Here is a 14,509-nt window from a genome sequence, read left to right on the forward strand (position 1 = left end):
TATATTTTCCTTTTGTTATAAGCATAACAATCATTTGTTTTTATCAGACTCACAATTTTCATTACTTGAATTAGAGTTTTTATTTATTCCAGAAGCGAGCAAATTATTGAGAACACTAAGATCTAATTGCAACGGGACGGAGTTCTCAGATGAAGTTTTCTCATTTTCTTTTTTTGTAGTTAATATAGTCTTTATATTTTTTATTTCTTTATATTGTTTTAAGGTAATGAAAAATCCAGAAATAATGAAGAGAAAAGAAACAGTAGTAAGTAAAAGTATTATTTCCAACATAAAAGAGCCTCCTTTAAAACTATAATAATATTATAGTTAAATGTAATAAAACAGAATTCGAGTTAATGAGTTCACTTTTTAAATATATGCAAATCTTAAGTAAAAGTTACTGATTTCTAAGTTAGAGGAAGCAATTATAGAAACGTTATAAATATAAATAAATGAAAGTTTCATTTGTAGTGTAAAGGTATATATTATATAAGCTAAACGTCATTTTATAACAAGTTAAACAGGGTTTAATTTTATATAAAAAGAGCATTTAATTGGACAAATAATTAATTATGTGAAATAATAATAACAGATAAGGAGACGTTGTTTTTCCTTAAGTGCTTCGAATTAATTTTATTCAATAAGAGAAGGTGTGCTTAAAGAAGTTAAATTAAATAAGGAGCTGTTTTATTATATGCAACAAAATAATGATTTAAATTTTGAACCTCAAGACGTTAATATTGTCAATCCTAAACAAGCCAGGAAAGCAGTAATTGCTACTGGTATAGGGAACGCAATGGAGTGGTTTGACTTCGGATTATACGCGTATTTAGCGGTAATTTTAAGTCAATTATTCTTCTCAGGTGTTGATAATAGTGGATTGCAACTTGTACTTACATTCGGTACATTTGCAGCAGCCTTTCTCGTTCGACCAATCGGAGGTGTATTCTTTGGTAGAATAGGAGATAAGTACGGCCGAAAAATCGTGTTAAGTACTACTATTATTTTAATGGCACTTTCTACATTATTCATCGCATTACTACCAACCTATGAACAAATTGGTGTATGGGCACCAATACTACTTTTAGTTGCCCGAATGATTCAAGGCTTCTCTACAGGCGGCGAATATTCAGGAGCAATGGTTTATATCGCAGAATCTTCTCCAGATAAAAAGCGTGGTATACTCGGTAGTGGTCTTGAAATTGGAACACTCTCAGGTTACATTGCTGCATCGGTAATTGTTACCATTTTGACGTTATTGTTAACAGATGAGCAAATGCTCAGCTGGGGATGGCGTATTCCGTTCTTAATAGCTGCACCAATTGGTTTGGTCGGTTTATACTTACGCCGTCATCTAGATGAATCTCCAATCTTTGAAGAGATGGAAAAAGCACAAGAGGAATCTGAAGACAATGAACAATTTTCATTTATGGATATTATTAAATATCACAAAAAAGACTTCTTATTAAGCACAGTAATTGTCGCCTTCTTTAATATTACAAATTATATGATTCTTTCGTATATTCCTTCTTATCTAACTCAAGTACTTAAAGTCGAAGAAACAACAGGCTTATTAATTATTTCTATTACGATGGCACTTATGATTCCACTAGCACTATATTTCGGTAAATTAAGTGATAAAATTGGTAATAAACGCGTTGTGCAAATTGGTTTACTTGGTTTAACTGTATTTGCAATTCCAGCATTTTTACTAATAGGTAACGGACATATTGCAGCTATATTTGCAGGTATTTTCGTACTAGGTTTCTTCTTAAGTGTATATGAAGGAACATTACCTTCATTATTACCATCACTCTTTTTCACTGATGTACGTTATCGAGCACTTTCGATCTCATTTAATATTTCTGTATCGATATTCGGTGGAACAACACCGCTCGTATGTTCATACTTAGTTCATGCAACTGGTAACCCGCTCGCACCGGCATTTTATTTAGCAGGTGTAAGTATTATTGGATTAGTTGTATTTAGTGTACTATTCGTTACGACTTCAGGGCGTGCGCTAAAAGGTTCATATCCTACAGTAGAAACGAAAAAAGAAGCACACCAAATCGCTAAAGAAGATCCTGAAGAAACACTTTGGTGGCATGAAGAGTCATTAGAAATTGAAGCAGGGAAGAATGCTTCCATTTAAAAAGCAACGTAGAAGTATAAAAAGACTCCTATGAATATAGGAGTCTTTTTGTTACGTTATTTCTTTCGTTTCTTCAAACTTTTCTGATAGGCATAAAGCTTATGAACCTCTTCCTTAAATTCATGCAGAAGTACAATGCTTTTACCATTTGAATAACGCACCGTATTATAAGCATCTATAATAATATCACTTTGAATATTTACATCTTCTTTATCATTTATTCTTTCTAGCCAAGCCTCAACAGTTTCTCCCCGTTTTCTATTTAAAGGAGGGGTTAACTTACTCTCTAGCTTGAAAATTTCCTTCCGAATTTCGTTATGCGGCGGTTTATTTCGTTTAAAACGATTTTGGCTCATTCCTTCTTTATCAGTAATGATAGTAGATTCGAAGGCGGGCATATTTGGTAAACTTAAATGTTTTCGTTTTTTTACTATTTTCCAAACGACGTAAATAACGATAGCTGTACAGACTATTATTGTAGCGCTATTTATGAGTATTGGATCAAAATCAGGAAATTTTTTTCCGTCTTCAATTTTGGGTTTTAAGAGATGTCCTTTATTTGCCCAAACATCTTCAGTATCTTTTAATTCCGCTGCTTTAATTAATGGCATTAAAGCATAGCCGACGCCTAATGCGACTACTTCCGTTATAAAACCAAAAATAAGTCGAATGAAAGGAAATACTTGAACAATTAATATACTCATTAAGCCAATCGTAATGATAGAAGCAAAACGTAATAGTTGTTGTTTGCGATTTGCCCCGGTTAACCAAAATGTAATCATAAGATGCAAGGCTAACATTAATAGTTTCCACAACGGTGGAAAGGGTGCATAAAATATAGCTGAAACGACAAACCATACAATACCACCTAAAGATTTTTGAACTGGATATCCAGATCCGACCACATGTACGATAAAGAAAAATAGTGGTAATATGATTGTGCCAAAAAGAGAAAAAGGTAAAAATAAAGAGAAAAGAACGATTTGAAGAACTAAAAGTATTACAAATCCTGTTGTTTTTTTCTGCATAAATTTATGAATAAGAAATACTCCAATATAGCCTGTTGTTAAAAATATTGCAATACTAATTAGTTCATCTCTTTCTGTTAATAATGAAAGCAGGAGGAGCAGAATGAAATCATGAATGTGATATAGCCAAGTTTTCAACTGGTTCCACCATCCCTTCACTAGTAATGAGAAACGTTGGCTGCGAGAGAAGAGGGAGTTCATTTCTTTGTAAACCAATGTATATCATTGTAGACGATCGTTCTCTCTTTCTCTTTACATAATGAAGGAATCCTTGTTTCGGAAGTAACGTACTATCATCTGAAATACGGGCTAATTCTTCTAAAGCTTTTGCATATTGTGTTTGTCCTTCATTTAACGGTACATGTAATGCACCGCCTTCTGCTAATACACTAATAAACAATTCAAACGGAATGTGGTGCTTCGTTGTGTACTGGAAAATGTATGTTGCATATGAAATAAGTTCTTCTACATTATCTTTCCAACCAAATCCACGATCGGCAGCTAAAGAAAGACAAATCGTCCAACTATAATTTTTTACAGGTTCATATTGCTTCGCTTGTAATTGTTGCATTTTAGCAGATGCCTTCCAATGAATAGAGCGGAAAGACTCACGCTCATATCGCTTTACACCGATAATAGATGTTTCATCATTGTAAAAAGAAAAATTCGTTCGATAAAATCCATTCAAAAGTTGCTGAAGTTCTTGCAAACCTGCTACTTCTTTAGGAGAAGGATACACAATAATTTCAGTCCTTAATTTATCAAAAACAGGTAAATGTACAGTTAATAGATGAAATGGATCTTTTAATACACATTCAAACTGTTCAATTTGAAACACACCACGCTTCGTTGCGGTTAATGTTAAACCCCATTTTTGTGCCGAATGTGCAGGTTGTGAAAATGGGAAAGAGAATAATGTTTTTGATATTTGTTCAATGCCTTGCTCTTTATGCGGTATAAGGGACGAATTTAAATGAAAGTAACAAACACCATTAACGAGCGGTATGCTGGCTCCATTTTTTAAATGAATAAAAAACTGTCCAGATTCCTCAGGAAAAAGCCGTGTAGTTTGTTTCTCATTTATGATTTGAAACTTCTTCTCTATGAAAGCGACATATTTATAAATAAAAATCGCAAATATATAATAGAAGAAAAAGAGAAACATAAGCATTCGTTGCGGGAAAAAGAATGTGAAAAGTAACGCGATTGGAACGGTTAGTTGAATAATATGGAGTTGAAAAAATAAAGGCACAGTTACAACACGCTGTCCATTCATGCTTGCTCAATCTCCACAGGTACGTCAACTTCTTTTAAAATACTTTTCATAATATCATTTTTTGTCGTACGCAGGGCACCTTCCATTGATAAGACGATACGGTGATTCCAAACAGAAGGAACTAACAATTGTATATCTTCTGGTGTGCAATATTCTCTCCCATGTAAAAAGGCTAAAGCTTGAACAGCACGTACTAAAGCTAATGTGGCACGTGGGCTTACACCGTTAGCGATATAATCATGATTTCTTGTAGCATGAGCAAGTTTAATAATGTAATGTTCTAACGGTTCCGAAACAAATATTTCTTTTACTCGTTTTTGAGATTCTAAAATATCTTCTAATGAGATGACAGATGTGACACTTTCTAATGGTAAATCGTTCCGAAAACGTCGCATCATTTGTAGCTCATCTTCAGGAGTAGGATAACCGATTGAAATCGTCATTAAAAAGCGATCAAGCTGTGCATCTGGAAGAGGGAAAGTCCCTTGTGATTCAATTGGGTTTTGCGTCGCAATAACAAAGAACGGTTTCGGCAGAGGCGTAGATTGTTTTTCGAGCGTCACTTGTCGTTCTTCCATCGCTTCTAACAAACTCGACTGCGTTCTCGGCATTGCACGGTTAATTTCATCTGCCAGCAAAATGTTTGTCATAACTGGTCCAATTCTTAATTCGAATTCGCTTGTTTTTGGGTTGAAGTATTCAATACCTGTTATATCACTTGGAAGTACATCGGGGGTGAATTGAACGCGAGAAAAACTACCACCAATACTTTTGGAAATGGTTTTCGCCAGTAACGTTTTCCCAGTACCAGGCACGTCTTCGAGTAGTGCATGTCCATCAGCAAGAAGTGAAACGAGCAGTAGATCAATAACATTTTCTTTCCCAACAAACACAGATCCGATGTTTTCTTTCAATTTATTTATCATATGTACCATTCCTTTCATTATAAAAGAGCTAATATTTCTATATTTTAACAAATTATTCAGAAAATTTGTATGGTTTTTTAATTCAAAGAAATGGATATTTAATTATTAAATTACTCTTGCATATTTTGGAATATGATTATACAATATCGATATACGATGTATCGTAAGTCGATATATCATAAGGCGATGTATCGGAGGTAGTTATAATGAATGGGAAGGCGCAAAAATATATTCCGTTAACTGAGGCGACATATTACATATTGTTATCACTAGTGAAACCAATGCACGGATATGGAATTATGCAAATGGTAGAAGAGATGACAAATGGGGAAGTAAAGCTCGGTCCTGGTACTTTATACGGGAATACGACGAAATTACTTAAAGAAAAATTAATTGTTGAAGTTGCCTCTACAGATAGAAAGAAGTGCTATGAGTTAACGCCGTTTGGGAGAGAAGTGTTAGAGCTAGAATATAACAGATTGCAGAGATCTGTAAGGAATGGAAATAGTATATTAGGGGAGTGAATGGGAAATGGAGACAAAGAAGGTATTCAAACCTTTTGCGATATGGAGCTTGGAAAAAGAAGAAGCTTTTTTAAGAAAAATGCATCAAAAAGGATGGGCTTTACAAAAGTATAATGTAATGTATACGTTTAAGAAAACTGAACCAAAAGATGTAGTATATAAAGCGGATTTTAGACTGGATTATAAAGATTCAAAAGAAAAACAAAAAGAATATATTGAAATATATGAAATGTGTGGATGGAAACATGTAACGAGTTTTGCGAAGTGGAATTATTTTTGTAAAGAAGTAGACGAGGAAAATGAGTTACCTGATATTTATTCAGACAAAGAAACGAAGATACAAAAATTTGTTGAATTGATACAGTTCGTTGCAATTATGTTTGTAATGTTAATTCCAGTGCTTTACTTATGTTTTCTTGGAGTATCAGAATCAGGATTATATAAAGGTATGGTTGGGTTTTTAGTTTGTATATATTTATATGCGTTTATTAATTTATTTAGGAAGATTAAAAAGTTGAAAAAGGAAATATTTTAACAAAGAGTGATATTCTTAGAGAAGATTATTGATGGGAATCAACTTCTCTAATTTCTATATATATTTATTTTGTTCATTCTTTTTTATATAATAAAAGACCAACTTTTTAATTCATAGAACTAACAGTTACAAAGATAATACCAGTAACAACACCTAAAAAAATCATAAATGAAGAAGAAATAATCAATAATAACGAACTAGCAATTAATATTAATTTATTAGATTTTTAATTTTTAAAATGGTAGTAAAGTAAAAGACTATAAATAGTAGAAACAAACCATATTATTAGACCGTAAGGAGTCGTTATTTTCTCCCAATCGAAGATCCAAAAGTAAAAGATGACTATATGACAAGTTAATAGTAGAAATATTGATGGAAGCGTTATTTTTTTATTATTTGTTTTACCTCGCTTATGTAAACATTTCCAAAAGAGTGCGAAGTTTAACATATAATAAGGAAGAAATCCATTTTTAATTAACTTATTAAACGAAAAAATCCCTTATAGAAAAATCTATTTCTATAAGGGATAATCATGTTTTTATTAGAAAGACTGATTTTGAGCAGGTTTAATAAATTGTTCTGGGTTTTCAACAAGCCCACATACAGCGCATTGGACACGGTATGTAGGTCCTTGATAGGCCATATGAAAAGCATTCATCGTTTCATTTGTGTATTCTTCTTCTACTTGACCAGTTTGTGGATTTAATTTGACTGGTTTTACTTGTTGCTCAAGAATATTAAAGCGGGTACGGTTTGTTTTACAACTTGGACATAGCATTGGTTCCATATGTATACACCTCCATTTGTATCATTTCTTAAAATCTTTAATTTTATGCAAGCAAAAAACTTTCTCAATATAAATAGGTGTTTAATGTATTTAAAATTCAGAAAAAATAAAATATAATAAAAGTACGAACTGGTTATGTCCAAACCAAATCTCCTGTTTTATGCCAATAAGCTGGGGGGCCGAGAAATCGGCCTCATTTTTTTTGCTCATTACTACAAGAAACAAGGTTTTTATGAGACATTTGTCGAAATTTTAGGGATGGATATAAAGGGGGATGTAAAATGAATTTGAAAATGAAGTACATCATTTTATATGTAGAAAAGTTTGAGGCATGTTTAAGGTTCTATAAAGATATTTTACAGTTACCTATAAAAGCAGAGCACGGAACATATATTGAATTTAATACTGGAACTACCATTTTAGCGATGAATACGCGGCAAGATGTGAAAGAATTAACAGGACTACCGCTTACAGAAGGTGAATTACAGTCTTCTCATTTCGAATTAGGATTCGTTGTTGAGAATGTACAAGAAACGATTGAGCAATTTAGAGAACAAGGAATCAAGATTTTAGTTGAACCTATTGTAAAACCGTGGGGACAAACAATTGCCTACATTGCTGATCCAGATGGAAATTATATTGAAATTTGCAGTTCATTAGAATAGAGGGAGAAAGAGAGATGGGATTTCCGAAACTAGAAACAGAACGTTTACGACTAAGAGAACTTACACTATTAGATGCAGAAACGCTGTTCCAATATTTCTCGAAAGAATCAGTTATACGTTATTTCGGAATGGATTCTTTTGAAAATATTGAGCAAGCGAAAACAACGATTCAAACGTTTAAAAATCGTTATGAAGAGGGCAGTGTATTTCGCTGGGGAATCGAGAAAAAAGGGACGGGCCAATTAATCGGAACGTGCGGATTTCATTTAATTAATAATCATCATAAACGAGCTGAAATTGGTTATGAATTAGACGATACATATTGGGGACAAGGGTATGCAACGGAAGCGTTACAGGCAATTTTAACTTACGGGTTTGAAACATTGCAACTTATTAGAGTTGCTGCTGTTGTATATGTAGAAAATAAAGCTTCTCAAAAATTATTAAGTAAAGCAGGATTTCAAGAAGAAGGATTACTTCGAAAACATATGATTCAAAATGGAGTTGCTCATGATACTATTTTATATTCTTTATTAAAAGAAGAGTGGAAGAAGTAATGAGTACAAACGAACTTATAACGATTATGAAGAAGCATAGGGAAAATAGATTCATTTTAGGTATAGATGGTTTAAGTCGATCTGGAAAAACAACATTCGTAAACAATTTAAAAGAAAATATGAAACAAGAAGGCATTCCGTTTCATATTTTCCATATTGATGATCACATAGTGGAGCGTAATAAACGATATCATACTGGATATGAAGAATGGTACGAGTATTATTATTTACAATGGGACATTGAATGGCTAAGGCAGAAATTTTTTCAAAAGCTACAACATGAAACAAAATTGAAATTACCTTTCTTTCATGAAGAAACAGATATATGTGAAATGGAAAAAGTACAGATTCCTATTGTAGGGGTAATTGTTATTGAAGGAGTTTTTCTGCAGCGAAAAGAATGGAGAGATTTCTTTCATTATATGGTCTATTTGGACTGTCCAAGAGAGACAAGGTTTCTACGTGAGAGTGAGGAGACACAGAAGAACCTTTCAAAGTTTGAAAATAGGTATTGGAAAGCAGAGGATTATTACTTAGAAACGGAATTGCCGAGGGATAGGGCGGATTTAGTCATCCAATGATTTGAAAATAGAAGGTGAATAGAATGAATATTTTATGGGATTTTGATGGGACGTTATTTGATACGTATCCTGCATATACAATAATGCTTTCTGAAATATTAGGTGACTCAGTAGAAAAACAAGAAATATACAAAAACTTAAAAATATCATACTCTCATGCAATTCAGTATTATAATATTTCATGCGAGCAGGAAGAAAAGATTAAAGTTTTGAAGGGAAAATTCACGCCAAAAGATATGAAACCTTTTGCAGGTGTCGAAGAGGTTTTGAAATTTGCAGATAAAAATGTGATTATGACCCATAAACATAGGACAGGGGTTATGGACATTTTAAAATATTACGGCTGGGAAAAATACTTTGTAGATATGATTACAATTGACGATGGCTTTCCCCGAAAGCCCAACTCTTTAGCTTATAATCATTTACATAAAAAACATAATATTGATTTAGCTATTGGAGATAGAGAATTAGATTTATTACCTGCAAAAGAATTAGGTATTTCAACATGTATGTTTCAAGGTAATTGTGATGTAGCGGATTATTCTTTATCACATTACTCGGAGTTTTTTAAGATAGTGAGTGATAGAGAGTTTTCTTTATAAAAAAAGTTATTAATAAAGACTGAATCTTTCATTTTAAAGGTACAGTCTTTATTTTTTAGAACTCTTTCATTTTATTCTGCAATAACGGGCAGCCTGATTGCTTCAACTAATAATCAGTGGAGGGTGAACAAAACCTCCACTGATTAAAGTTTCACTTTATTTTCTGTATATAATAATTACTAGAGATTAAAGGATAATCGTCCATCTTTAATAAGGAAGTGGTCAGTTTATTTTAACCAAATTATGGTTATTCATGTTAATATGAACTCATAGCTATATAGAAGGGGTGGGGTTAGTATGAAAACTGAAATAGTTCCTAAAAAGAAGTATAGTATAATAAGTTATGTATCTTTACTCATCGGCATTTTGTGTTTTCTATTCGTTTTTATAACGCCAACAAGGATAGCCAATGCAGGTAATATAGTTGGAGATTATATTACAATTGCCCTGACAGGTGTAGGTATCATGCTTTCAATAATCACAATGACGAAAAGAACAGAGAAGAAGGGAATTGCTATTCTTTCATTAATACTGTCCTCATCATTTTTTATATTTTGGATCATAGCAATTATCCTATTGTTTACTGGTCAAATTAGTTTTGCGCCGTAATGTGTAATAAAAAGAGTCCTTCTCGTATGATATCGGGTTCAGTTACGGGAGAGAAAGTATAAAATAACACACAAATTAGGGATGTAAATCACATATGATTTAGCACCCTTTTTTTATTGTTATTATAGTGTTTAAGCACTTTTATATAGTTAAATAGTGTTCTAAATAAAAAGATAAATGGAAAATTTATGTTAAAATAGTTGTAGAGATTATGAAAAAATGTTCTTAAACTAACAGTCAGGTTACTTTAAGAAGGTTTTTTCAAAGGAAATGGTAAATATCATATTTTGAAGGGGTGATTGCAGTGGAGTAAGTGATTTTTTTAATCTTAGTTAAATACTTTGAAGGAAGGCATTTATAACTATGAATACAAAACTAATAATAGTAGAAGGGTTACCTGGATTTGGAAAATCAACCACTGCAAAGCTAATAAATGAAATTCTAAGCCAAAATAAAATTGAGGTTGAACTATTTTTAGAAGGAAATTTGAACCACCCAGCCGACTATGATGGTGTATCTTGTTTTAATAAATTTGAGTTCGATAGATTATTATCTAACAGTGGGGATTTTAAAGAAGTGCTCCTTAAGAAAGTTCTAAAAAAAGGAAGCAATTATTTATTACCATACAGAAAGATAAAAAATGAGTTTGGTGACCAGTTTTCGGACGAATTATTTAACATTATTTTAAAAAATGATATATACGAATTACCATTCGATAAAAATGTTGAATTAATTGCTGACAAATGGAATGACTTTGCTGAAACCGCTCTAGAAGACAATAAGGTTTATATCTTTGAATGTTGTTTCATACAAAATCCATTAACTATTGGGATGATTAAATATGGTGAACAACAAGAAAAAATAATAAATTATGTAATGAAAGTTGCAAAAATCATAGAGAATTTAAATCCAATGTTATTGTATATAGAACAAGATAATCTTGAATTTTCATTTAGGAAGGCGTTAAAAGAAAGAACTCCAGAATGGTCCACAGGAATTATTGACTATTACACTAACCAAGGCTATGGGAAAGAACATAACCATTCAGGTGTAGAAGGAGCGATAAAAGTTCTTGAAGCTAGAAGGAATTTAGAATTAGAAATATTCGATATGTTAAAAATGAAAAAAGAAAAAATCAATAATACAAAATATGAAATTGACTCATATAGGTCAATGTTAAAAGATAAGTTAGCCATACAAATGGTGAAATAGCTTTTTACACTAACTGGTGCTTTAGTTGAAGAAGGAAATAAAAACGCTCTGAATATCTTCTGAGCGTTTTAGTTTGTTATTCCTAATGGTTATTAGCATTTTTCTCTTCCTACACTGAACCCATTACTCATATGAAGGACTCTTTTTACTCGGTATCTTCAGGTTGATATTCTAAAATATCCCCCGGTTGGCATTCTAATGCTTTACATATTGCTTCTAAAGTTGAAAAACGGACTGCTTTTGCTTTTCCATTTTTCAAGATAGAAAGGTTAGCCATTGTAATTCCAACCTTCTCCGAAAGTTCTGTTACACTCATTTTTCTTTTTGCTAACATTACATCAATATTAATAATAATTGCCATATTATTCACCTCAGACCGTTAAATCATTTTCTGATTTTATATCTATAGCATCTTTTAATAGTCTTTGGAGAACGGCAGCAAAGACCGCGATTACCATTGAAGAAAAAATCATAATCATTCCGATAATAATAATGCCAGGGGCATCATCTCTCTCTGCCACGAGATAAAAAAGTGGCATACCTAATACATATAATACACTAATTGCCAATGCGCTGTACTTAATATTTTTTAAAGCTTGAACAGATAGCTCTGAGAATGCGTTATTTTTATCAATATAGTTTAAAAGCTTAAATGTTTGGTACAGTGCGAAGTAATAAGGTAGTGCTGTTGCGTATAAATTGATAAATACAAGATATTTAATATATGCAATATCTGGATATAATTCTGCGGCAAAATTTCCTATTTTAGGGACTAAAAAAATGCACATAGCAAGAACGGGGATTCCGATTAGAATTACAACGGTCTTTAAAAAGAGTGTGGATCCTTGTTTCATAAAAAGCACCTCATTTATTTAATATCTTATTAATTTAACATGAAATTTATTGTTTAACAATAAATTTTTATTTCTTTTAATCGAGGATTTATTGTTAAACAAGTAATTAATGAAAAGGATGTTAAATCTTTTTTATAAGATAAATGATACATATCGATATTTAATTAAAGAAAGAGAAAGTAACTATTGTTAGCTTTATGAGAATTGGGAACTAATAAAACATATGTAGGTTTTGGTATGGAAAAGGAAATAAGGTGTATTGAAATGAATGCAAAGTTTATGGAGGAACAATCATGTTGAATTATGGTGTGAAGATGAAAAAGTTACTATTAGTGGGAGCTATAATAGTAAGCATATTAAGTACGGAAAGTATGATGAATTATCATGCGGCCAAAGCTAAGGTGAAAAAAGTAGAACACCAGCCTAAAAATATAATTATGATGGTTATGGACGGAACGAGTTCAACGGCGACAACATTGGCTCGCTGGTATAAAGGGGCACCGCTTACGTTAGATCAAATTGTAACAGGAGGTGTTCGTACGTTTTCGGCGGAATCAGCTATTACAGACTCAGCGCCAGCAGCAACAGCTTTAGCAACTGGAAATAAATCGAATTCAGGATATGTAGGTATATTACCTTCTATTGTAAGTTCGCCTAGCTTACAGCCAATAAAAGAAGAAGAAAAGTTACGGCCGGTCGCAAACGTATTAGAAGGCGCAAAATGTACTGGTCGTGCAACTGGCATTGTTGCTACATCTGAAATTCAGCATGCTACTCCGGCCGGATTCTCTGCTCACCATGTCAATCGCAAACATTTTGACGTAATTGCGAAGCAGCAAGTATATCAAAATATAGATGTCGTATTAGGCGGGGGAAAAGCGGCGCTGTTACCTATGAAAAGTAATGGAATCCGAAAAGATGGTGAAAATTTAGTAAAGGTGATTCAAGACAAAGGATACGATTTCGTTGAAACGAAAGATGCGTTATTGAACTCCAAATCTAATAAAATTTGGGGCTCTTTCTCACATCATGCTCTTGCGTTTGATATGGATCGTATAGCAACAAATCCAGAACAACCAACACTTTCTCAAATGACAGAAAAAGCAATTCAAACATTATCAAAAGATAAAGATGGCTTCTTTTTATTCGTAGAAGGTAGTAAGCCTGATTGGGCAGCTCATGCTAATGATCCAATTGGGATGATTAGTGATGTATTAGCATTTGATGAAGCGGTAGCAAAGGCGTTACAATTTGCGAAGAAAGATGGGGATACGATGCTCATCGCTTTAACTGATCATGGTAACAGCGGCATCTCTATAGGGAATAGGAATACGACAAAAGGATACAATACTACACCGGTTTCTGTATACATTGATCCATTGAAAAAGGCGAAAATGACACTTGAAGGAACTATAAATAAACTGAAATCTGATTTATCAAATGTAGAAGATGTAGCTAAACTATACGGTTTGGATAATCTAACTCATGATGAAAAAGAACAATTAAAAGTGGCAAAAAAGAAAATGGATGTAGGACGAATTTTTACTACATTATTGGCTAATCGTGCAAATATCGGCTTTACGACAGGAGGACATACAGGTGAGGATGTATTCTTACATTCTTATGGACCTCAAAAACCAGAAGGCTTAATCCAAAATACAGACATTGCGAAGACGATGGCGAAAGCGATGGGCTTTAACTTAGAAGAAGTAACGAATAAAATATTTTTAGAGAGTGAACAAGCCTTTAAGAAAATCGGTGCAACTGTAACAGCCGACAAAACCGAAGGAGCAAACCCGTTACTCGTAGTAAAACATAATAAAGTAGAAGCACAATTATTTGGTAACAAAAATATAATTCGTATCAATGGTAAAGGGTATGAATTAAGAAGTATTATTGTAGAGAGTAATGGAAAGTACTATGTACCAGAAGAAGCAATTCAACTATTTGTAAAGCATTCTCGTTAAAAAATTGCCAACCAGTTAAGCTAACTGGTGGCAATTTTTTGTGTTTATTCTAAATATAAGGGCTCGAATTGTTTTGTAATTTTTTTATATGAGACTTGTATAAATGTTAAAGGGAAATTATATTTTTTTCTTACATTAAAAAATTTCATTTTGTAGAATAAGAAGTTATACATATAGTAAAGTCTAATGTGTTATCAATTAATATTTACGAAAAATATATTAATACTTTAGAAT

At 32.5% G+C, this 14,509-nt stretch carries 17 protein-coding genes and 1 pseudogene; 10 read left to right on the top strand and 8 right to left on the bottom strand.

The window, feature by feature from the left end:
- Positions 1-30: 30 nt before the first annotated feature.
- Entirely contained in the window at positions 31-291 is a 261-nt protein-coding gene (locus tag GBN78_RS23900) for a hypothetical protein (protein WP_000889746.1), read from the bottom strand.
- A 403-nt stretch (positions 292-694) separates the two neighbouring features.
- Between GBN78_RS23900 and GBN78_RS23905 the strand changes: the two genes are divergently transcribed.
- Positions 695-2,152, top strand: coding sequence for an MFS transporter (locus GBN78_RS23905; RefSeq protein ID WP_001186926.1), 1,458 nt, complete (start codon positions 695-697; stop codon positions 2,150-2,152).
- A 56-nt stretch (positions 2,153-2,208) separates the two neighbouring features.
- On the opposite strand, the gene GBN78_RS23910 is transcribed toward GBN78_RS23905, so the two are convergent.
- From GBN78_RS23910 to GBN78_RS23920, 3 genes are read right to left on the bottom strand one after another with little or no spacing between them, the layout of a single operon-like run.
- Positions 2,209-3,318, bottom strand: a complete 1,110-nt coding sequence (locus GBN78_RS23910; protein ID WP_152127761.1) for a DUF4018 domain-containing protein — start codon at positions 3,316-3,318, stop codon at positions 2,209-2,211.
- Positions 3,290-4,456, bottom strand: a complete 1,167-nt coding sequence (locus tag GBN78_RS23915; RefSeq protein WP_001014390.1) for a DUF58 domain-containing protein — start codon at positions 4,454-4,456, stop codon at positions 3,290-3,292. The genes GBN78_RS23910 and GBN78_RS23915 overlap by 29 nt, the downstream gene beginning before the upstream one ends.
- Complete coding sequence (locus GBN78_RS23920) at positions 4,453-5,382, bottom strand: AAA family ATPase (protein ID WP_000608776.1); 930 nt, start codon at positions 5,380-5,382, stop codon at positions 4,453-4,455. The genes GBN78_RS23915 and GBN78_RS23920 overlap by 4 nt, the downstream gene beginning before the upstream one ends.
- 206 nt (positions 5,383-5,588) lie before the next feature.
- Here GBN78_RS23920 and GBN78_RS23930 point away from each other — a divergent pair, with 206 nt between their 5' ends.
- Together GBN78_RS23930 and GBN78_RS23935 are read left to right on the top strand one after the other, a co-directional pair.
- Complete coding sequence (locus tag GBN78_RS23930) at positions 5,589-5,906, top strand: PadR family transcriptional regulator (RefSeq protein WP_001013435.1); 318 nt, start codon at positions 5,589-5,591, stop codon at positions 5,904-5,906.
- A gap of 7 nt (positions 5,907-5,913) precedes the next feature.
- Positions 5,914-6,441, top strand: a complete 528-nt coding sequence (locus GBN78_RS23935; protein WP_000448424.1) for a DUF2812 domain-containing protein — start codon at positions 5,914-5,916, stop codon at positions 6,439-6,441.
- A 106-nt stretch (positions 6,442-6,547) separates the two neighbouring features.
- Here GBN78_RS23935 and GBN78_RS30715 read toward each other — a convergent pair.
- Together GBN78_RS30715 and GBN78_RS23945 are read right to left on the bottom strand one after the other, a co-directional pair.
- Positions 6,548-6,889 (bottom strand): annotated as a pseudogene (locus tag GBN78_RS30715) (hypothetical protein).
- 93 nt (positions 6,890-6,982) lie between these two features.
- Positions 6,983-7,228, bottom strand: a complete 246-nt coding sequence (locus tag GBN78_RS23945) for a hypothetical protein (RefSeq protein WP_000433609.1) — start codon at positions 7,226-7,228, stop codon at positions 6,983-6,985.
- A 281-nt stretch (positions 7,229-7,509) separates the two neighbouring features.
- Here GBN78_RS23945 and GBN78_RS23950 point away from each other — a divergent pair, with 281 nt between their 5' ends.
- The 6 genes from GBN78_RS23950 to GBN78_RS23975 all read left to right on the top strand — a co-directional run bounded on the left by GBN78_RS23950 (position 7,510) and on the right by GBN78_RS23975 (position 11,454).
- A complete protein-coding gene (locus GBN78_RS23950) occupies positions 7,510-7,893 on the top strand; it encodes a VOC family protein (protein WP_001049847.1) in 384 nt (127 codons plus the stop codon).
- A 14-nt stretch (positions 7,894-7,907) separates the two neighbouring features.
- On the top strand, positions 7,908-8,450 hold the full coding sequence (locus GBN78_RS23955; protein ID WP_000506676.1) for a GNAT family N-acetyltransferase: 543 nt from the start codon (positions 7,908-7,910) through the stop codon (positions 8,448-8,450).
- Entirely contained in the window at positions 8,450-9,031 is a 582-nt protein-coding gene (locus tag GBN78_RS23960; RefSeq protein WP_152127762.1) for a kinase, read from the top strand. Before GBN78_RS23955 ends, GBN78_RS23960 begins: the two co-directional genes overlap by 1 nt.
- Positions 9,032-9,054: 23 nt before the next feature.
- Positions 9,055-9,633: an HAD-IA family hydrolase gene (locus tag GBN78_RS23965; RefSeq protein ID WP_152127763.1), complete on the top strand. Its 579-nt coding sequence runs from the start codon at positions 9,055-9,057 to the stop codon at positions 9,631-9,633.
- 297 nt (positions 9,634-9,930) lie between these two features.
- Positions 9,931-10,242 (top strand): hypothetical protein, encoded by a 312-nt coding sequence (locus GBN78_RS23970; protein WP_000845560.1) that lies wholly within the window; start codon positions 9,931-9,933, stop codon positions 10,240-10,242.
- A gap of 363 nt (positions 10,243-10,605) precedes the next feature.
- Positions 10,606-11,454 (top strand): P-loop NTPase family protein, encoded by an 849-nt coding sequence (locus GBN78_RS23975; RefSeq protein WP_050821919.1) that lies wholly within the window; start codon positions 10,606-10,608, stop codon positions 11,452-11,454.
- A gap of 145 nt (positions 11,455-11,599) precedes the next feature.
- Here the strand turns inward: GBN78_RS23975 and GBN78_RS23980 are convergent, their stop codons facing one another.
- The gene (locus GBN78_RS23980; RefSeq protein ID WP_000974619.1) at positions 11,600-11,815 is read right to left on the bottom strand and encodes a helix-turn-helix domain-containing protein; all 216 of its coding nucleotides are present in this window, start codon (positions 11,813-11,815) and stop codon (positions 11,600-11,602) included.
- 10 nt (positions 11,816-11,825) lie between these two features.
- The gene (locus GBN78_RS23985) at positions 11,826-12,308 is read right to left on the bottom strand and encodes a DUF2975 domain-containing protein (protein ID WP_000809124.1); all 483 of its coding nucleotides are present in this window, start codon (positions 12,306-12,308) and stop codon (positions 11,826-11,828) included.
- A gap of 293 nt (positions 12,309-12,601) precedes the next feature.
- On the opposite strand from GBN78_RS23985, the gene GBN78_RS23990 reads away from it, so the two are divergent.
- Positions 12,602-14,275 (top strand): alkaline phosphatase, encoded by a 1,674-nt coding sequence (locus tag GBN78_RS23990; protein ID WP_050821918.1) that lies wholly within the window; start codon positions 12,602-12,604, stop codon positions 14,273-14,275.
- The last annotated feature ends 234 nt before the right edge of the window (positions 14,276-14,509 follow it).

It is taken from the genome of Bacillus sp. B2-WWTP-C-10-Post-4, from assembly GCF_009183805.1.
Lineage (GTDB): Bacteria > Bacillota > Bacilli > Bacillales > Bacillaceae_G > Bacillus_A > Bacillus_A cereus.